Source organism: Schaalia cardiffensis (assembly GCF_016405145.1).
Taxonomy (GTDB): domain Bacteria; phylum Actinomycetota; class Actinomycetes; order Actinomycetales; family Actinomycetaceae; genus Pauljensenia; species Pauljensenia cardiffensis.
The window spans coordinates 197,173-216,232 of sequence record NZ_JAEKIA010000002.1 but is presented as its reverse complement, the minus strand read 5'-3'; the positions used below and the strand labels follow the sequence as shown (position 1 = coordinate 216,232).

Annotated in this window: 15 protein-coding genes; 4 read left to right on the top strand and 11 right to left on the bottom strand. The window is 61.3% G+C overall.

The features are described from left to right. Positions 1-58 precede the first annotated feature (58 nt). From JFX23_RS02150 to mtrA, 3 genes are all read right to left on the bottom strand, one after another. Positions 59-1,732 (bottom strand): LpqB family beta-propeller domain-containing protein, encoded by a 1,674-nt coding sequence (locus JFX23_RS02150; RefSeq protein ID WP_198775518.1) that lies wholly within the window; start codon positions 1,730-1,732, stop codon positions 59-61. Beyond that, the gene (gene mtrB, locus JFX23_RS02145; RefSeq protein WP_233050473.1) at positions 1,732-3,333 is read right to left on the bottom strand and encodes an MtrAB system histidine kinase MtrB; all 1,602 of its coding nucleotides are present in this window, start codon (positions 3,331-3,333) and stop codon (positions 1,732-1,734) included. Before mtrB ends, JFX23_RS02150 begins: the two co-directional genes overlap by 1 nt. Positions 3,334-3,517: 184 nt before the next feature. Beyond that, a complete protein-coding gene (mtrA, locus tag JFX23_RS02140) occupies positions 3,518-4,198 on the bottom strand; it encodes an MtrAB system response regulator MtrA (RefSeq protein ID WP_198775516.1) in 681 nt (226 codons plus the stop codon). 147 nt (positions 4,199-4,345) lie between these two features. Here mtrA and JFX23_RS02135 point away from each other — a divergent pair, with 147 nt between their 5' ends. After that, a complete protein-coding gene (locus JFX23_RS02135; RefSeq protein ID WP_198775515.1) occupies positions 4,346-5,491 on the top strand; it encodes a glycerophosphoryl diester phosphodiesterase membrane domain-containing protein in 1,146 nt (381 codons plus the stop codon). A 553-nt stretch (positions 5,492-6,044) separates the two neighbouring features. On the opposite strand, the gene JFX23_RS02130 is transcribed toward JFX23_RS02135, so the two are convergent. Further along, positions 6,045-6,497 carry a DUF3499 domain-containing protein gene (locus JFX23_RS02130; protein ID WP_198775514.1) on the bottom strand — a complete coding sequence of 151 codons (453 nt, stop codon included), beginning with the start codon at positions 6,495-6,497 and terminating at the stop codon, positions 6,045-6,047. Between the two features lie 270 nt (positions 6,498-6,767). Between JFX23_RS02130 and JFX23_RS02125 the strand changes: the two genes are divergently transcribed. Beyond that, entirely contained in the window at positions 6,768-7,184 is a 417-nt protein-coding gene (locus JFX23_RS02125; RefSeq protein WP_198775513.1) for a metallopeptidase family protein, read from the top strand. Between the two features lie 215 nt (positions 7,185-7,399). Here JFX23_RS02125 and JFX23_RS02120 read toward each other — a convergent pair whose 3' ends face one another. The 3 genes from JFX23_RS02120 to JFX23_RS02110 are packed head-to-tail and all read right to left on the bottom strand — an operon-like array spanning position 7,400 to position 12,239. After that, on the bottom strand, positions 7,400-8,800 hold the full coding sequence (locus JFX23_RS02120; RefSeq protein ID WP_198775512.1) for a DUF5719 family protein: 1,401 nt from the start codon (positions 8,798-8,800) through the stop codon (positions 7,400-7,402). Then, on the bottom strand, positions 8,797-11,961 hold the full coding sequence (locus tag JFX23_RS02115; protein ID WP_198775511.1) for a glycosyltransferase: 3,165 nt from the start codon (positions 11,959-11,961) through the stop codon (positions 8,797-8,799). Before JFX23_RS02115 ends, JFX23_RS02120 begins: the two co-directional genes overlap by 4 nt. 8 nt (positions 11,962-11,969) lie before the next feature. Further along, complete coding sequence (locus tag JFX23_RS02110; RefSeq protein WP_408602663.1) at positions 11,970-12,239, bottom strand: WhiB family transcriptional regulator; 270 nt, start codon at positions 12,237-12,239, stop codon at positions 11,970-11,972. Between the two features lie 215 nt (positions 12,240-12,454). On the opposite strand from JFX23_RS02110, the gene JFX23_RS02105 reads away from it, so the two are divergent. Then, a complete protein-coding gene (locus JFX23_RS02105; RefSeq protein ID WP_198775510.1) occupies positions 12,455-13,153 on the top strand; it encodes a hypothetical protein in 699 nt (232 codons plus the stop codon). Positions 13,154-13,297: 144 nt separating this feature from the next. Here JFX23_RS02105 and JFX23_RS02100 read toward each other — a convergent pair whose 3' ends face one another. The 4 genes from JFX23_RS02100 to JFX23_RS02085 form a co-directional block, all read right to left on the bottom strand. Beyond that, on the bottom strand, positions 13,298-14,254 hold the full coding sequence (locus JFX23_RS02100; protein WP_233050472.1) for an NAD-dependent epimerase/dehydratase family protein: 957 nt from the start codon (positions 14,252-14,254) through the stop codon (positions 13,298-13,300). A 5-nt stretch (positions 14,255-14,259) separates the two neighbouring features. Then, on the bottom strand, positions 14,260-15,183 hold the full coding sequence (locus JFX23_RS02095; RefSeq protein WP_198775508.1) for a glycosyltransferase: 924 nt from the start codon (positions 15,181-15,183) through the stop codon (positions 14,260-14,262). A gap of 18 nt (positions 15,184-15,201) precedes the next feature. Beyond that, entirely contained in the window at positions 15,202-16,209 is a 1,008-nt protein-coding gene (gene rfbB / locus JFX23_RS02090; RefSeq protein WP_198775507.1) for a dTDP-glucose 4,6-dehydratase, read from the bottom strand. A 74-nt stretch (positions 16,210-16,283) separates the two neighbouring features. Continuing rightward, positions 16,284-17,336 (bottom strand): glycosyltransferase family 2 protein, encoded by a 1,053-nt coding sequence (locus JFX23_RS02085; RefSeq protein ID WP_198775506.1) that lies wholly within the window; start codon positions 17,334-17,336, stop codon positions 16,284-16,286. A 237-nt stretch (positions 17,337-17,573) separates the two neighbouring features. On the opposite strand from JFX23_RS02085, the gene JFX23_RS02080 reads away from it, so the two are divergent. Next, entirely contained in the window at positions 17,574-19,052 is a 1,479-nt protein-coding gene (locus JFX23_RS02080; protein WP_332874661.1) for a glucosaminidase domain-containing protein, read from the top strand. Positions 19,053-19,060: the final 8 nt, after the last annotated feature.

The following is a 19,060-nucleotide window of genomic DNA, read 5'->3' as shown; positions in this document are numbered from 1 at the left end:
TACCCTTCCCCTTCGTGAAGCTGTGCAGAAAAGAGGAACCTCCGCTCCTGTGGATTCTTCAGCCCGGGTAGCGAATATCGACGAGGCCCGAAGGCATGTCCTGCCATAGCGCCCCCGAACGGCAATGAAGTGTGCCCGTATGAGTCCTCGTACACACATTGCCCGGGCCCGAGCCCGCGCTGATCTCCTCAGCGCCCTCAGGCGCAGAAGATGCAGTCAAAAACCCTCCGAGTTGTACTTCGGCGAGTTCAACACTCCCCGTCCCGTCCTCGTTCTGTTTGCGGCGCAGCACCACGAAAGCATCTGTGCCCGCCCAGGAGGCGTCCTCGACCATCGAGGCAATTCCCTCGATGACACTGAGCGAGCTCAGCGAAGTGGGCTTGCCTTGTCTATCTCTCACAATCGTCGCGATCATCAAAGACTTATCCGAATGATCCGCTCCGATGAGCAGAGCTCGAGCACCATCAGGAGATACAGCAACGCGGGAAAAGAGAGAACTCGGATCAAAGCCGGAGATTTCAAGGACCTCACCTTGAGAAGAGACGGCCGCAAGCCCACCCCCTTTGGCAGACCATGTCCACCCGAAACGATCAATCGAAGGAGCCCCTCCGCCCCCCACTGAAACCCTGACCTGAGTCGCGTCCTCTTCGATCCTCTCGACGACCAGCTCTTCTCCTTCACGCCAGGCGAAAAGCTCCCGGTCAACGGGCGACATCGAGGGGTGACGAGCCCCCTCCGCAGGAGGAGTCGACAGGGGCAGTGACATGAGCTTCGTCGCGTTCAAGGTCCCGATCGCCCCAGACAGCATTCCCAAACGTGTATCAAGCAGGTACGAGGGATCCTTCAATGGGGCCGCATCCTTCAACTCAACATCGGAGACAAGAATCTCGACCTGGGTGATCGAGGGGCTTTGTTCCAAGGTCGAGGTGATCTGCCAGACGAGGAGATCTCTGGCCGTCCCCTCTGGAGGAACAGGACCTTCCACATGGACTTTCGCGATGCGATCCGTAACCTCCACTGGCGCGGAGGGCACGGTAGTGCCTGCGGGGATCGCATTGCTCACCGCATCCGCCACAGCATTGGAGGGACCTTCGACGAGGCCTTCGATCAGGTGGGAGGCGAGACGGCGGGAGGGCAACCAACGAGGATCTGCAATAAGGGCATCGCCGGAGTGGGCCGGGAAGTACAGATTCACCCGCTCATAGGAAGCAAGAAAGGACGCTTTAGAGACGATGAAAGAATCCTGCGGAGCGGAAATACGCCACTGCCCCGATTCCTTCACCAGGGACAGTGTCTGGGAGATCTGTGAAGATTCTGCTCGCGACAAGACGCCCGAGGCATCAAGGGATGCCACGGGCACAGCGGAGATGCTCACCTCGGCCGTGTTCTCCCCTGCGGGTGAGGAGAGCGTGAGAGTAGGCCGACTTGCCGTGTCGTAGATGAGGACTTGCTGCTCGGGATGCCAGCGCTGCGATGAATCGGAGCTGAGGAAAAGACGAGCCGTGGCGAAATCATCATTCGCCCCTGCAGCGCAAGCAAGAAGGAAATCCGAGACTAGGGTCATTGGATCGGAGTTCCTCGCGGGACCATCCGCGGACAGTTCCACCGGGTTCGTCGTATGCGCAGAAACATCGAAAGGCGCAGGTTCAGAGGCCTTCGGCAAAGAGGTGCAAGCCGCAGCGAAGAGGGCGAGCACGAGCAGCGAAACAAGGATCAGAGGGCGCCCTTTCATCAGTCCTCCCACAGTTTCAAAGGTTCGGAACGTACCTGATCGCCAGCCTTCTTCGGCAGGGTCATGAGGAAGGAAGCACCGTGCCCAAGCTCTCCGAAGGCCTCAAGTATCCCCCCGTGGAGAGCAACGTCCTCGGCCGCGATCGACAGGCCGAGCCCGGTTCCCCCGCTCGTGCGTTTACGCGAAGCGTCAGCTCGGTAGAAGCGGTCGAAAACGTGGGCTGCGGTTTCAGGACTCATTCCGACCCCATAGTCCCTCACTCGAACGGCGACATCCGTATCGGATTGTCCGATCGTCAGGTCCACGGGCCCGCCCTCGGCGAACTCGAGGGCGTTGACGAGCAGATTGCGTAAGACCCGCTCGATCCTGCGGTCATCAATCGCCACAGCGCAGCGCTCTTCACTGCCTCCCAAACGGACCTCGACTCCGAGGCGCTCAGCAAGCTCCGCGTTCATGGCGACAACCTTCGCAACAACCTGACGCAGATCAATGACCTCAGCTGCGAGGTCGGCGGAGCGGGCGTCGTGGCGGGAGATCTCCAAGAGGTCGGTGAACAGCGAATCCATGCGTTCAGTCTGCTCATGCAAGAGCTCAGCCGAACGCTTGGCCATTGGGGGCAGGGCCTCGCGATGATCCCAAATCACCGAATCCGCCATGCGGATCGTCGTCAAGGGCGTGCGCAGCTCATGGGACACGTCCGAAACGAAGCGCTGCTGCAGGCGCGACAATTCGTCATACTCTTGGATCTTCTTCTGCAAAGACGAGGCCATCTCATTGAAGGCGATTGAAAGATCCGCCATCTCATCTTCTCCGCGAACTTGCACGCGAGCCTCAAGATCACCAGCAGCCAGGTGCTTGGCAGCCTCAGCTGTTCGACGTACGGGCCGCAGGATCGAGAAGAGGAGCCAAAACGCTCCAATCGGTAGGCCAATGAGAATCGGCAGCGCCACCGCGAAGAGGACGCGAATCACCATTTTGACCTGACGCTGATCAGAGGCGAGGGAATAGATGATGTACAGCTCGTGCTTACCCGCCCTCGGCAATTGGACGACTTGCCCGACGAGAATGCCGGGAGCGTCTTCCTCATCCACCATGGGGATCGCAACGGATTGCCACTGGGGTCGGCCATCTTGGCGCACAGCAGTGCGCATTCTCTCGCTGATGAGCAGGTCCGTGGACCCATCGGTGATCTGATTGATGCGGAAACTCGAATGAGCATCCGGGGAACGCAAGAGGACGACTGAGACCGCTCCGGCTCCCGCGGCGGAGGAGTTGATTGTTGAAACGACTTGTCGGGCGGTCTCTTGAACCTGGTCCGGAGTCTGCGCGGTCGACTGATCGAAGACCGTCTGAGCAGAAGAGAAGCGCAACGCCGCATCGTCGAGGATCTGAGTGCGCCGCGACTCAAAAGTGGAAGTGCGAAGCTGAGCGGAGACGAGAAGTGCGAAGACCGTGATGACCGCGAGCGCAGCGACAGTGATCGCGAGGGCGGAACGCAAGGAGAGGGAGGAGCGAACGGCTCTGGCTGGAGCGGAGGCTTGGACGCGCCGATACAGGCGTGTGCCTTTGATTCGCGCGATCCCCAGGGTGAATGCGCGCAACAGCTCATCTGCCCATTTACTCCTCCCCCGCCTTCCCTTGGTCGAAACCTTCGGGGTTTCGCAAGTTCCTTCTACAGGCTGAGGCTCAGCGGCGCCCGGGGTTTGGGGGGATGCACCTCCCGAGGACGATGTTTTCGCAGAGGAGTCCTCCGATTCGTGGGGGCCGTGACGGCCAGCAGATGGTTCAGGCTCCGGTTCCCGCACGATACCCGACTCCCCTCACGGTGATGACGACTTCGGGCTTATCTGGATCTCGTTCAATCTTCGACCGCAGTCTTTGCACGTGAACGTTCACAAGGCGCGTATCGGCGGCGTGGCGGTAACCCCAGACTTTCTCGAGAAGTTCCTCGCGGGAAAAGACTCTCCAGGGGGCGCGCCCCAGGGCGACGAGTAAGTCGAATTCGAGGGGAGTCAGGAGGATCTCTTCGCCGCCCCGGTGGATCGTATGCCCGGACACGTCGATGACAAGGTCGCCGAGGACGAGGCGTTCGTCGACGGCCTCTTCTCGTCCTCGCAGTCTTGCTCGGACACGGGCGACAAGTTCCTTGGGTTTGAAAGGCTTCGGAACGTAGTCATCGGCTCCGGCTTCGAGGCCAGCAACCACATCAGCAGTATCCGTTCGAGCAGTGAGCATCACGATCGGCACATCGGATTCCTTACGGATCCTGGTGCAGATCTCAATCCCATCCATGCCCGGGAGCATGACGTCCAAGAGGATCAGGTCCGGGTTCTCTTGATGGAAGACGTCAAGAGCTTGCACGCCATCTGAACAGGTCGCGACATCAAAGCCCTCAGATCCGAGCACGATTCCGATCATCTCGGCCAGTGCAAGATCGTCGTCCACCACGAGAATGCGTGAATTCATGCACTAAATCGTGTCACGATTCGATCACGGATGGGGCCCGACCCGCTGCACTAGAGACAACCAGGGCTTGTCATCAGGGTCTTCACCCTGGATACTTCGCTGATTTCTTGGGACAATACGCAAGTCCGATGACGAAAGGCCCATTCGATGACTACTCCGCCACCCGGGGGATTCCCCTCCTACTCCTCTGCGCCTCAGCCCCCTGTTACTCCGGGAAACGGGGGCGGCTGGCAGGGTGCGGATACCCCTTCGGCGCAGACCTGGACTCCCGCAGGAGCACCCGAATCCGCATGGACGCAGCAAGGGAACTGGGGGGTTCCGCCTCTTGCGAAGGATGCGCTTCGCCCTGTGATCCCTTTCCGTCCTCTTGGGCTCGGCGAGCTTTTCAGCGGTGCCATCGAGATTCTTCGTTTCGCTGCGGCTCCCCTCTTTCTCATTCCCCTCGTCCCGATGCTCATTCTTGGCGTATTCGAAGGGTTCATGACCTATTGGAGTTTCTCTTCTTTGGATTCCTTTACAAGGCAGCTCAGCTATGCCTCCACTGATGATGTTCCCCGTATTCTCAGCGGTTTCTTCCTTCCCCTGTTCTCTGGTCTTTTCATCAGTGTGGCCCTGATGGGAATCGTGAGTTTCCTGGTGATGGGGCCTCTCTACATCATCTCTTCAGATGCTGTTATCCGCAGAAAAGTGGATGTCCGTGAAGCCTTCAGTCGTTTCTGGCCCAGGCTCATCCCAATGATCGGCACTGCAGTCCTGTTCACCCTCATGAGCTTCGCGATTATTCTGCTCGCGTCCGGAATCGGAATGCTTCCCATGATCGGGATCATCGGGGATGTCATCAATGACGTTGAGGTCACTCCGGGGCGGATCGGAGTGATAGTCCTCGTCACCTTGCTGTGCACGCTTGTCGCTTTCCTGAGTCTCGTGTTCGTCCAGATCCGTTTCCTCTATGCCTACCCGGCTTGTACCCTCGAGGGTCTCGGGCCTCTTCCGGCTCTCAAACGTTCATGGGAGCTCACCAGAGGGGTCTTCTGGAGGACTCTTGGACGTTATCTCCTCGTTTCTGTCGCAATCGGGGCGTTGACGAGTATCTTGTCTTCCCTTTTCAGGCTCTTCTTCTTCGGCGCCCCGGATCTTTCTCTCGCCTTCTCCGCTGTTCTTTCGGCGCTCATATCGGCTCTGACAATGCCCCTCCTTGTTTCCTTCTTAACCCTCATGTACACCGATGAACGCATGCGACGTGATAATTTCGGGGTCATCCTCGAGCAGGCATACAGGACTCGCCTCAGCTAAGTTCCGAGGCCGAGCGTTCTGCCTGACTTTCCGCGCCTTACATAGGCCGAGCCTCCTGTCTAAGCTTCCGCGCCCTGTGGTGGAGACCGGGCCTCTTGTTAGCTCGTCCGTGCCCTGCAGGATGAGTCTCGACCGGATGAATGGGAGAGGACGCATCGCAGCGCGGGGATGCATGACACAGGGATGGGGTATAGAGCGGGTTCCTTAGACGCCTGTTCTTCTCAAAGAGGCGCTCGTTCTTGGCTCTGCTCTTTCCGAGGTGATGTGTCAGTCTCGGGTCTTGGCCTCCGTCTTTGCTGAGCGGGAGCTTCGCTCCGAGGCCCTGTCCTTCACCTTGTCCTTCACTTTGAGGCCAGCGGATCTTGTGCCAGAGGCCCTGACATTCGCCTGCCCGAGGCCCTGAGTTTCGCCTACCCGAGGCCCTGAGCTCCACCTGCGTGGAGGTCTGCCCAGACACCGTCCGTGATCCGGCGCCCCAGACCCCCGAGGTTTACCTGCGTGGAGGTGCCCTTTGCCCTCTTGCCCCTTCTCCTTTTCGAGGGGAACGACAGCCTCAGTCGTCGCTGATCACCGTGAAGCGTGCGCGGCGTTTGGCGTAGGACGAGTTCGGGTCAAGGGGGCTGGAAGTATCCGGCTCCTTCTTCGATGCGAAGGGCCCTCGTTCCGCTTCCCTCGCAGCAGGTCGGATCGCGCCCGAAGACTGCGTAGGGGTTTCAGGGGCAGCATGGCGTTGCGTTTCCGCAGCGCGCCTGACCGCATCGACGAGGGCGAGAAGGTCATCGCCCGAGGGAGGGGCCGGCTCGAAGTTCGTCACGAGACGCACAACCTGCCAGCCTTTTGGCGCGGTGAGGTGCTCTGCATGGTGATCGCACAAATCGTAAGCGTTCGGTTCGGCAAAGGTCGCGAGCGGCCCCAAAACGACTGTGGAGTCCTGGTAGTCGTAGGTCAAGGTCGCGACTGCGGGGCGTTGGCACCCGGGCTTTGAGCAGTGTCTTGCCGAAATCACCCCACCAGGGTACGGCACTTTCTGCTCGGGAGAGATTCTCACCCCAGGTGCAAGCCTCAGGGTTCGTGCTCGGAGCGAGGGCGGGCGCGTTCGATCCAGCTAGCGTCGAGCAGATGCCCAGCTGCCCCTACGCGCAGTTCCACGCCTCCTCGGGCAAAGGCCCAGCTGTCGGCACGCTCAGTTCCAGGCCTCTTCGGGTACGGGTCGATCTTCAGCCCCGCACGGACGCGTCCTCCTCAGTCGCGAGCCTGAATGACCTAGGCTTGGCAGGTGCCTTCCCTCTCCCGCCATCCTCGACGCGATCCTCATGGCCGCGGCCCTCGCGGCCCCCTCTTCTTCCCCGGAACGCCCGCGTGGAAAACCCGCAGGGAGAACTTCGATGCGCTCGCGACCTCACTGATCGTCGATCTGGCGAAGAAGTGGCCTGCCGTGTACACGATCGAATTCGCCACTGAGGATGTGCCCCCTTCAGATCCTGCACCTTGGGAAGACCATTCGGAGGTGCTGGGACGAGTCTTCCACGCGGATCGACGCCGCGGCTTGAAAGACAGGATCGTCGTATATCGCCTACCGATCGTTTTACGTTCACACGACGATGTTCCCCGCACGCTCCGCAAGGTTCTCGTGGAGCGCATCTCGCGGGTCCTGGCGATCCCGCCCGATGAGCTCGAGGAGGAGCTGCGCTAAAAGCCCCGAGCGCGTCTTCTGGAATGGAGCGGCTTTCGCCCTCAGGAGGGGAGCGGCCTTTGCCTTCGGGAGGGGAGGGAGAAAGGGATCCAGAGAATCCCCCACTCCCCCAGGCTTCCTGAAAGGCCACTCCCTCAGGCTTCCGGAACGGGCACTACAGCCCGTGCAGGATTCCTGCAAGGCCACAACGGCCTTATGTTTTCCCGATAGGCCGATCAGGGTTCGACGCTGACCTGGGCTTCCCTTGCGATCAGACCAGCGGTTCCCACCGGCCAACTCGCATGCACCGTCCCATTGGGCGTCACCGCCTCAATGAGCAGGGCCGCTCGAATCGGCGTATTCGCGCTGATCGAAGCGTCTGCTGAGGGAAGATCAAGGATCGTTGATCTGCCTTCGAGGAGTTCGACTCGCTGTCCTGCGACCTCGATACTCGCGCTACCTGCGCCCGCGCTTTGGGGCAGGGCGATCATGAGTTTCGCCGTCCAAGACTCCATTCCACTTTCGGTGTGCACGGAAGTCTGGCGCCTTGTGGACATGCTCATTTGGGAGGCCACGAGCCTGCCAAGTGTTTCGGCCCCCGGGATCTTCGCGGAGGTGAAGGGCTTTGAGGGCAGGGATGTCGACAGGAGGCGCCAGGGGGTTGTCGAAGTGGGGAATGCTCCCCCCTTCCATGTTCTCTCGACTGCCACGATCATCGCCTGCTCGGATTCGAGTTCGAGCGCAGCCTCCTTTGCGGATGCCCCATCGAGGGGGATGGCGAGGACCGTTCCCGCGTCAACGGTGATCTCCTCTTCAGTGAGGGGTTTTTCTTCTTCGGCCCCCAGAATCGTGGCGCGCACGGTGGCGGGCTCCTCGCCGGGCACTGCGATGCGCAGAGTCGCTGACTCTTCTCCGCCGACGCCGAGGATCATGGCAGAGTTCGTGGGAGTACTCGCCGAAGTCCAGGTCGTTCCTTGTGGGACTTCCCCGTCGAGGGCGGAAAGTTGAGCGAATGCGGCGACTCCGGCGCCTTCAGCCTGGATGCGAAGAACAAGATTGTCCTCATCGGCGAACCAGCCGAGTGGGAGCACAGGGAGCGAAGAATGCGCCGGAACAGTCAGGGGCTGCGCTTGGGCGGCGAGCGGACCTGCGGCCCCCATCGCGCTGATCGTCACCTTGGAAGGGAGCGGCGAGGGGTTGGACAAAACGAGGACGGCGTCTGAGCCGAGTTGCGTCGACCCCAAGACAATCCACTGGTCCGTGAGCGGGGCAGAACAGCCGGTCGCCGACAAGCCGAGGAGTTCACCGCCGCTCTGGGCAGCGAGGATGAATCCGGAGGGAAGTTCAAGGTGCGCACCTTCAGGTGCTTTCACGACGAGTTGACTCAAAGGCTCGTCCCCTGCACCCAGCCCTGTCGTGGACCAGATGGCACCAGGGTTGGCAGCTTCCTCGGGTTCAAAAGGATCGAGGATCCCCGGAGGGCATGCGAGCACCGCGGAACTCGGTTTCACGCTCATGACAGGAGCGTCGAAGCTGCGCAGTTCTTCGGGAGGCGGAAAGAGCCCCGGCGCACCCACTACACCGAGGAGTCCGAGCGCGAGGGCGAGGGCAAGCAGAGCGGGCAGGGAGGATCTCATGCTCGTCTCCTCCAGGGGATCGCTAAGAGCGCGGCAAGGGCGAGGGCGCCAAGGGTGAGGATCTTCCAAGGCAGAGCCCAGATGCTCTCGTGAGTGATGAGGAGGTCTCCCGAAGCCTGCTCGAGGGTGAAGGCCTGGCTCCATCCGCGAGCAAAGGCCTCAAGAGGCTGAGCGTTAAGAGTTGCTTTCCATCCGGGGTCGAAGCGTTCAGCGAGAACAATCTGTCCTTTCGATCCTTCCGGTAGGTCACCGGAGACGCGAAGAGCGCCTGAGTCGAGGTTCGTCCATGTGTGCCCGTCGATGATTCTTGCGCGAGCCGTGTGCATGGAGTCGAGGTGAAGCCTCCACAGGGAACCAGCATCGGTGTCGCCGACTTTTTCCAGTCCGGGCGCTCGATCGAGGGCATCACTCATTGCCTTCAGTCCTGCAGATTCCGGGCGGATCAAGATCGTGTCGACACCATGATCGGCGAGGGAACGGACCGTGGCCTCATCGGGGTAGACGACGAGGGTAAGGGCGAGTTCAGCCAATTCGCTGCTCGCCGGATCCATTGCATCGCCGTGAAGTTGTGCTCGCAGATCCTGGGCGCGGGTGATCGGCGTCGAGTCAAGGAAGGAGGGGCCTTGGCCTCGCCAGAGTCGAAGGCTCAAGGTGCTCACTTCAGCATCAGAGTCGAGGACGAGGACGCGCCCACCTCTGGTCGAGGCTTGGGCTTGGGCGCTGACCACGGAGACGAGGTCCGTGGAGGCGCTGAGTGTCGGGGAGGCCAGGCGCTGCGAGGTCGAAGCGGAGGCTTGTGCGTCATGTTCGAGGATGCGCTCAAGGATCGGAGCGGTCCCAGACACGAGGAAAAGCAGCGATGCGAGGGCTGCGAGAAAGGAGAAGGGCCGCATGGCCTTCGAGTTCCAGGCGGGCGAACTCGGGGCGGCTTTGAGGGCAAGTCCGATCAGTCCGAGTGAGCCGATCGACACTGCAGGTGCCGACCATGCGGTCAACACCTGCGTCCCTTCCACTCCCACGTCACAGCGCGACAGGGCTGCGCCTCCTGAGAGGGCGAGCGCCGTGCAGCAGATGACAAGGGGCAGCCCCCGGCCTCGTTCATGCGGGGAAAGGAGGATAGCGAACAGGGCCGCGAGGAGAAGAAGGGCTCCTGGGATGAGCGAGAGAGCAAGGACCTCCACGCGCGAGATCTGAGTCGGCAGGCCCAGGAGGGCTTGCCACGCCACAGGCTCCAGGCTCGGCGCATCAGGTCCTGAGGGGCTGAGGAGAGCCCGCCATGCGAAAAAGCGGAAAGCAGAGAAGATCGTCGGAGCGATGAGGAGAGCTGCGGGCATGAAGGCCGCGAGTGCTCCCCATCTGGCGCTGCCGCGCCGCCACAGGATGATCAGGGCAATCATCAGGGGAAGGATCGCCCAGGGGACGCATGCCACCATGGCAGCACCGACGACAGTGAAGCGGGCAAGAGCACCGGAACGCAGGTTCTCAGGAGCGTCGATCGTTCCCCGGGCCCCTTCGAGGCGCAGGGGTGTGCGAGGGGCTGCGAGGCTCAGCCACGCGGAGGCAGCAAGGGGCACCAGCACGTGGAAAAGGGCCGGAGCCAAGCGCCCCTGGCTCTGTGAGAGAGTCAGGGCGGGAAGGACCGACCATGCGAGCGCCCCAGCGCCGCGAAGAGCAGGCGAAGAGGTGAGACGAGAAGAAAAACGCCACGCGCTCGCCGCTGCAAGTGGCGCAAGGAGGAAGAGCAGGTAGCGAGCGAAGCTCGTCGGCGTGATGCCAAGGAGGCTCAGAGGATAGGCGAAGAGTGCGAGCACAATGAGCAGGGGGTCGGCAACTCCGATGCGCCCGTCCCCTCCGGGCACCCAGTTCGACCAGGTGCTCTCCCACAGGCCTTGGCCGCTGGCGGGCAGTGCGCGCCATGCTCCACCTGCAAGAGTCCCGTTCATTCCCCACCAGCGGCCCAGGGCGAGCAGGGCCGTGAAGAGGAGGACGAGGAGGAGTATGCGCCGGGATTTCACCCGATGGGCGCGCGCCGACTCGATGAGGAGAGGATCGACATTCTCATCCTCGGGCGCAAGCGCTTTCGCGAGGTCTCGGCGCCGTTCCCGAAGTTCTCGTCCACTCGATTCCAAGCCCCTCAGAGCTTTCGTGGGAACTTTCGAGGCGCGCGCCTGGATGCGGCGCGCTTTGAAAAGCGCGGGCGTCTTCCTCAGAGCCTGCGCCCATGCACAAAGCTCTGCTCCGGCCAGGTGGGAGGCTCCGCTGCTTAAACGCCCAAAGGCGCGGATCGGCGACCAGATCGCGAGCCAAAGCATGAGGAGGGGGAGCAGGGGCGCGGGCGTTGCTTTCGCCCAGTTGTAAATCTGGGCGAAACGCCTGGCTGCAAAACTCGCGTCTTGTGGATCGTGGGCGGGGTGAGATTTCGCTGCGTTGAGGAGGGGAAGATCAGAATTGTCCTCCTCTCCCCCGCTTCGGAGTGCCTCTTTCTCGTGCCCTTGGGGGAAAAGTGCGAGGCGGGCGTGACGGATTCGTGCTTTCGGGGCGACGACAACCCGGTATCCCGCGAGGTGGAGGCGGCGCCCGAAGTCGAGGCCATCACCGAAGGGCCCGAGCACCGGGTCGATGCCGCCGACGGCGTCCCAGGCCTCGGGGCGGATGAGGGCGCCTGCGGTGCCTGCTGCGAGGAGATCACTTGTGGAGTCGTACTGGCCCTGGTCGATTTCTCCCGGGCTGATGCGTTCCAGACGACGGGCGCTCCTCGTGGCGTGAATGCCGAGTTCCAGGAGCTGTGTGCCGTCCATGCTCATCTGTTTAGCGCCGACGAAGCCGATGGTGCGTCCACGGTCCGCGACTTCCCACAGGGCGCGCAGGCATGAGGGTTCGGGAATGGAATCGTCGTGGAGGATCCACCACCAGCGTGCCGCAGCGAGCTCGGGAGAGCTATCGCGAAGCTGCTGGATCGCAGCCCCGAGGTTGGCAGCCCCCGGTGTGGGGACGCTGCGCACATCCAGGTTTCCCGGAGTTTTCAGGGTGGCCTCTTCTGAGCAGTCGAGGAGGAGGATGTGATTGGGTTGCAGTGTTTGACTTGCCGCAGCTAAGAGGACGGAGTCAAGATGCGCCTGCCGATCGCGGGCAACAACGAGGGCGACGACGCCAGAACTCACGAGAACCCTCAGCCCGCCGAGCGGCGGAGGCGTCGGCGTTCGCGTTCAGACAGGCCACCCCAGATGCCGAAGCGCTCATCATTGGCGAGAGCGTATTCCAGGCATTCCTCACGGACTTCGCAGGAGTGGCACACGGCCTTCGCCTCACGAGTCGAGCCTCCCTTTTCGGGAAAGAATGCCTCCGGGTCGGTCTGTGCGCATAGGGCATGCTGCTGCCAGGCAAGCGGGCCGTCGGCGCGCGCAAAGAAGTCGGCATCAGATGCGTCGGACCACGCGATCGGTCCGTCACCGAAGATGTTCCACACCGTGCCGTCTCCTCAAAGTTTTGTGTCGATATGAGAATTACACGCGTGTCATACGCATTAGTCAAGCCGGTTGGAGTAAATGAGAAAATTCCACACACCCCTTGCACATGGCTCGTTTCCATGCTGAAGGGCCTCATTCGCGCTGGTAGATACAGCTCAAGCGTGAGCGAAACGACTAGTGTGCACCCATGACCTCTCTTCGCGCACTCTTGAGCACCCTCGCCTCTCAGGCCGGCCCCGTCTTGACCGTGTACTCGAAAGAACGGGTCGAGTTCAACGGTCCGGTCCTGGCCCGATGGTTCTCAAAGATCTCGAACCTGTTGAGCGAAGAGCTCGGCGCGGATCTTTTCGGCGAGGGCGAGGCACACAGCGGGCGTTTCTTCATCCGTCACGAGCTCTGGCAAGAGATCGTGTGGACCGTCCCTCTGCTTGCACTGGGATGGACGCGCCTTGGATCACTCGAGGAGGCGGCCCCGGGCGATCTCGTCCTCGTTTCCACCATTGACGAGGACGCCCTCGCGGCTTGCGAGTCGGGGGCGACTGTTCTGGCTCAGCCGCGCGAATACTTGGCGTTTTCGTGGAGGGGCGATCCTCTACCCACTGGGATCCTCGATGCTCTCGCCGAAGTGATGGCCCAGCCCGATCTGCTCATCGGCGCCCCGACGGGCGCACTATTGCCCCTCGAGGAGGTCTTCGAAGTTGTGGATGAGAGTGAGGGCATGAAGGGTGTGCGGATTGGGCTCTACGCGAAGGCCGAGGAGGCTCTGGTGCATCTGATCGGAGCCTGGAGGCGCGCAAGCGGAGTCGTGCTCATCGATCCCGATCACTACACCAAGACGGAGGCTGAGAAGGTCAGTGCGAAAGAGGGACAGATCCTGTGGATCTGAGCACGTGAGGGGGCGGTGAGACGAAGGCTGAGTTCCCGAGCCTACGAGCGAGGGGCAGACTCACCTGACAAGAAAGCACCGTCGAAGCGAGTTGATGCACGAAGAAGGGCGCCTCACCACAAGGCCTCTCAGGTGCTCCAGGCCTCAGTGCGTCCCGAATTCAGCTCGCACGGTGCGGCGCAGAGCCTCATCGATCGCGAAGGGGCGCTCAAAGCCGCTCTCTTCCAGTGCCTTGGTCGCCACGATCGTCGAGGCGGCGAACTTGCGGATGCGAACTGAGGAGATCGGCAGGGGGCGTCGGATGAGCACTGCGAGCGCGTCAAAGGTGTAACCGCCGACAAGCCCCAACCACAGGGGGAGCCGCAGACCTTGGAAGCGGTGCCTGTCGAGGGCCGAACGAATCGTCGTCACGAGTTCGTTCGTCGTCAGGTCCGGCTTATCCGCGTAGTTGAAGAGCTGATAGGCGTGGGAGTTCTCAACCTGATCCGCGAGGAAGGCCGCCACATTGCCGACATAGGCTATGGATTTACGGTTCGTCCCGTCGCCGACGCTGAGGAACTTGCCACTGTGGATCTGGCGCATGAGGGTGTAGACATTCCCCCGATTCTTCTCCCCGAAGATCACACAGGGGCGCACGATCGTCAGGTCTGCGCCTGTTTCCTTCTGCCAGGCGCGGAACACCTCCTCTGCGGTGAGCTTTGAGCGCCCATACTCGTTGAAGGGGTTCACCGGGTCGGTCTCAACCGACTCGCCCGCATCGAGGCCGTAGACGGCAACCGTGGATGTGAAGACGATTCGGGAGATCCCGCAGGCTCGCGCCACCTCAACGGTATTCTTCGCGCCCCCGACGTTGACGCTGTCGTAAAGGGAAAGTGGACGCACATCATCTCGGTGCTGAGCTGCGAGATTGACGATCACATCACAATCGCAACCGACGGCGGTGAAAGCCGCGAGATCACGGACGTCGCCTTGGGTGGTGATTTCTGCGAAGTCGGGGTTGATCACCAGGTCGTAGCAACGCACCTCGTGTCCTCGGCTTTGGAGTTCGGGGATGAGTCGCGACCCGACGAAACCGCTTCCACCGGCAACGAGTATCTTCATTCTTCTCACCACAATCCGAGGAGTTCCATCAATGCCAGCACGATCCGATCACGCTTTCTGCGGCGCAGGTGTCGACAGTGCCACGCCAACCGTACCCGGTTGGCGATCCCCTTGCCCTGAAGGAGGCTCAATGTCTGATCCATGTCAGCGCTCAAGCCAGGCTCGGTGGTGACAGCGCGCGCCGTCCTCGCCATCAATGCGAATTGCTCACGGTACCAGCCGGTTCCCAGCATCGCTGCGCGGGTTCGTGCCGCCCCGAGCCCGGAATTCGCCCCCATGTCATTGGCCTCATGTTGACGGTAGGCCAGGGTCGGCGTCGAATCAATGTGCCACTTCATCATGTGCGCACGAGCAAGGGTATAGAGCAGCCAATCATGGAAACCCACGGCATCGGTGTCGACCACCCCGGAACGCAAATCCTTTTGCAATTGCGCGAAGGCCTGTGGAGTGAACACGTAGGTCGAGCCTGGGCCCGGGGACTGGCAAACGAAGTCGAGCCTGCGCTCAGGGAAATCCTTGCGCAAGATCTTCTTCGTCCCATCCGGATACAAGGCGTCGATTGACGAGGAGACGGCGTCGAAGGGGCCCTCGCGCAAGATCTTCACCTGTCGGGCGAGACGCCCCGGGTACCAGATGTCATCTTGATCAGCGAGGGCGACGTACTCGTCTTCTTGAGCGGAAGCAGCGGCAATGATGTGGCAGAAGTTCTGCGCCGATCCTCTCTTGCCCGTACGAGCCTCGAGAACGCTGACCCCTCGATCTTCAAGGATTGTGAGAGTGTCGTCCGTCGAGCCGTCATCGCTGGCGAGGATCCTCACCTCGACCCCGCTTTGAGACAAGATGGAGTCGATCTGTTCTGCGATCCACTGACCACCGTTGTAGGTGGCCATGAGGACGAGAACACGAGGACGCGAGTGATGCGCAGACATGGGCTCTGCCCCCACCGATCAGTGCCCCTCCGCCGCGTACTTGGCTTCAACGGCTTCCTTGAGAGGAGCCCACCACGCCTCGTTGCGCGTGTACCACTCGATGGTGTCGGCCAGGCCCGAACGGAAGTCGGTGAAGCGCGGCGACCAGCCGAGTTCCTCGCAGAGCTTCGTGTTGTCGATCGCGTAACGCAGATCATGACCGGGACGATCCGCGACGTGGTCGAAATCATCGGGGGCGTAACCCATGAGTTCGTTGAGGATCATCACGACATCACGGTTGTTGGTCTCCCCATCGGCGCCGATCAGATAGGTTTCACCGATTCGGCCGCGCATGAGGATCTCCCACACTGCCGTGTTGTGGTCGCGCACGTGGATCCAATCGCGAACATTCAGGCCGTCTCCGTACAGGCGCGGGCGGACGCCGCGCAAACGGTTCGTGATCATGCGGGGGATGAACTTTTCAATGTGCTGGTAGGGGCCGTAGTTGTTCGAGCAGTTCGAGATCGTCGCCTCAACACCGAAGGAACGCACCCAGGCGCGCACCAATAGATCAGACCCCGCCTTCGAGGAGGAGTAGGGAGAGGAGGGGTTGTAGGGGGTCGTGGGAGTGAACTTCGCCGGATCGTCGAGTTCGAGATCGCCGTAGACCTCATCGGTGGAGATGTGGTGGAAGCGCACCTTGTGGCGGCGCACGGCCTCAAGGAGGGTGTAGGTGCCGACGAGGTTCGTCATGATGAAGGGCGAGGGGTCGTTGAGGGAGTTGTCATTGTGCGACTCGGCGGCGAAGTGAACAACGGCGTCCGAGCCCGCGACAACGGAATCGACGAGCTCGGCATCCGCAATATCCCCCTCGACGATCTTCAGGCGCTTCGCCTGCTCCTCGGTGATGTCGCTGAGCGAGCCGCGATTACCGGCATAAGTGAACTTGTCGAGGACGACGACATCAACGTCGGCGTGATCCTCAAGGAGGGTATGAACGAAATTCGCTCCAATGAAACCGGCCCCACCGGTGACGACGATCCTCACAACGAACCCCTTACGAGTAGTGGACTGACCCGGCAATTATGCCGTACTGCGCACACCATTCCAGGCATTTCCCTCTAATCTGCGCTTTTCTCAGGCAGATCACAGGGATTCTCCGAGTTCTTCTGGGAAATACCTCTGCCTTTGCCCTCGGACTCCTTCACTTGGAGGATGTCGCGGCCGAGGGTGAGGACGCCACGAGAACAACGCGAGTATCTGCCGCTGAAAGCCTCAGTGAGGATCGTCGGGATCCTTGAGATCCTCCCACTCGGCATGAGTGAGCGGGCGCGCTGATGCGCCGCTGCTTCACGAAGACGCGCACGGTCCTCCTCGCTGCCCCGAGCAGCCCTGAGAGCGTAACTGGATGCCGAAGTCGCTCGTAGGAGACGCCGGCGATCGTCTGTGGGATCGGGCTTGAGCATGCGGGCCGTCCTGGCAAGGAGTGATTCCTTTTTCGCTCCGATCTGGTTGTTCTCGTGTTGGCGGTAGAGGGTCAAAGCCTCGGGGAGCAGGCGCAAGGAATGATCGAGGGCGGCGAGAAGAGCCAGCCACTCATCGTGGATCCATCCTTCGGGCACAGGCATTGCCGCCCTCGCGAATTCGCCATTGACCGCTGTAGTCGCACCCGTGACGAGGTTCCTCCTGAGGAGGACTGCGAGGGCGTCGCCCTTCTGAAGGTTCTCGCGCTCCCATCGGCTCGCACGCAGTTCATCCAAGAGCAGAACTCCGAGGGACTCCCCTTTCGAGTCAACGAGTTGGGCATCGGAATGCACGAGTTCCACACCCTCAAGAGCATCGAGGAGGCGTTCAACCTTCGTGGGCACCCAGATATCATCCTGATCGCATAAGACGATCACGTCTCCACTCGTCGCCGCAATGGCATCGGAGAAGTTGGCGCGCACCCCCAGGCCAGGGCGATGGTGACGAATGAGAAGATCAATGCCACTGCCCTCGAGCACGGCTTCGACGATTCTGACAGTCCCATCAGCAGAATCGTCGTCTCCAAGGACGATCTCATCGACCCGGCGGCTTTGATCGAGGATCGACTGGATCTGTTCGCGAATGAAGCGCTCGCCGTTGTAGGTGCACAGGGCAACGGAGACTCGCAGGGGCCGTGTCTGTTCGTTCAAGGTGCTCGCCTCCAGGGGTCGTGTCTTCTCCCCCGTTTCCTTTCGGCGTACTGGGGTGAGAGCTTTCGTGTGCTGGGGGCAGAGTAGCGCGCTAAGAAGCCGAGGGGCGAGGAGCACAGTGCTTCGAAAGCGACGGAGAGCCACAGATTGACATACCCCTTGCGCATGACCACACCTTCAGTTCATGCTAGTTTGAAGAGATTCTTCACTTTGACCACTCCCGTCATAGGACTTCGCGTGCATTCATCATCCGTACTGTGCTCACTGGGCATCGCGCTCTCACTCGTCCTTGTTCCCCTCGGACCCCAAGAAGCGTTTGGCGCGCCTTCAGCGCAGACGGCGACTCCCTCGAGCCTGCCGGAGCCGAGCAGCATCAAGACCGTCGTCTCCTCATCGATCCTGGACTATTCGGGTTCGGGGACCTGGGTCAAGAGCGCTTCGCACTGGAAATGGCGCCTCACTTCCGGCGATTATCTGAAGAACTCATGGGCGCGGATCTCGGGAGTCGACTACTACTTCGACGCAGCGGGCATCATGGCGAGCGGATGGCGATACCTGAACGGCTGGTATCACTTCGCCTCCTCTGGAGCGAAAGAGAGCGGGTGGATCCGCTCGGCCGGATACTGGTACTTCCTCGATCCCCTCGAAGGGATCATGCAGACCGGGTTCATCTCAACTGGGGGTGCTCGCTACTTCCTCGAGTCCAATGGTGCGATGAGCCTGGGCTGGGTCGTCTCGGAGGGGAACTGGTATTACGCCGATCCTCTCCAAGGCGGCTCACTCGCAACCAGCGTTCGCACTCTGTCTGATGGGACCTATACCTTCGAGTCTTCCGGGAAAATGGCGACCGGCTGGACACTCGTGTCCGGTAAGTGGCAGTACTTCGCTTCATCGGGCAGGCGCGTCCTCGGATGGGTATTGGACCAAGGGAATTGGTTCTATCTCGATCCTTCGAGCGCGAATATGGCCATCGGCTGGCTCGCCCTCGGCGGCTCCTGGTACTGGCTCGACCCCTCCAGTGGAGCGATGACGACCGGTTGGCTGCGTGACGGCGACGCCTGGTACTGGCTCGATCCCTCGAGCGGAGCAATGGCAACGGGAACGGCGATCACCAATGGGCGCCTCAGTCGTTTCGATTCCTCTGGCAGGTGGATCTCCTACATCGATCAGCACCCGATCATCGCTCAGCCGAGCGCATCTCAATCATCCCTCATCGCCTCAATGACTCAGGTCTATCTCAACACGGGCCGTCCGTATCCTACGTGGGCCCTGAGCAGCGGCGGAGCCGGGGACATCACCGCTTTCGTGACGATCCTCTACGAGGAGGCGGCAGCCGAAGGGATCAGCCCTGAGCTCGTATTCTGCCAAGTCATGAAAGAGACCGGCTGGCTTCAATTCGGCGGAGACGTCACAGCCTCCCAATTCAACTTCGCAGGGCTCGGTGCCGTCGGTGGAGGCGCCGCCGGAGCCTCCTTCCCCTCGGTCAGGATCGGAGTGCGCGCGCAAGTCCAGCATCTGCGCGCCTACGCCGACCCTTGGGCCAGCAGTGCGACGCTCGCTTATCCACTGGTCGACCCTCGTTTCACGTACGTCCGTAAGGGCTCAGCGCCCTACATCGAATACCTCGGGATCCAGGAGAATCCGAACGGCGTCGGCTGGGCGACTGCGAAGAACTACGGCTACGACCTCGTGTCAATGATGGACGCCTACTTCTGATCGGCGAA

Bases quoted from the DNA above. Each gene is read 5' to 3' on its own strand.
- JFX23_RS02135 (WP_198775515.1), top strand. From the start codon at position 4,346: ATGACTACTCCGCCACCCGGGGGATTCCCCTCCTACTCCTCTGCGCCT.
- JFX23_RS02105 (WP_198775510.1), top strand. From the start codon at position 12,455: ATGACCTCTCTTCGCGCACTCTTGAGCACCCTCGCCTCTCAGGCCGGC.
- JFX23_RS02095 (WP_198775508.1), bottom strand. From the start codon at position 15,183: ATGTCTGCGCATCACTCGCGTCCTCGTGTTCTCGTCCTCATGGCCACC.
- JFX23_RS02150 (WP_198775518.1), bottom strand. From the start codon at position 1,732: ATGAAAGGGCGCCCTCTGATCCTTGTTTCGCTGCTCGTGCTCGCCCTC.
- JFX23_RS02100 (WP_233050472.1), bottom strand. From the start codon at position 14,254: ATGAAGATACTCGTTGCCGGTGGAAGCGGTTTCGTCGGGTCGCGACTC.
- JFX23_RS02120 (WP_198775512.1), bottom strand. From the start codon at position 8,800: ATGAGATCCTCCCTGCCCGCTCTGCTTGCCCTCGCCCTCGCGCTCGGA.
- mtrA (WP_198775516.1), bottom strand. From the start codon at position 4,198: ATGAATTCACGCATTCTCGTGGTGGACGACGATCTTGCACTGGCCGAG.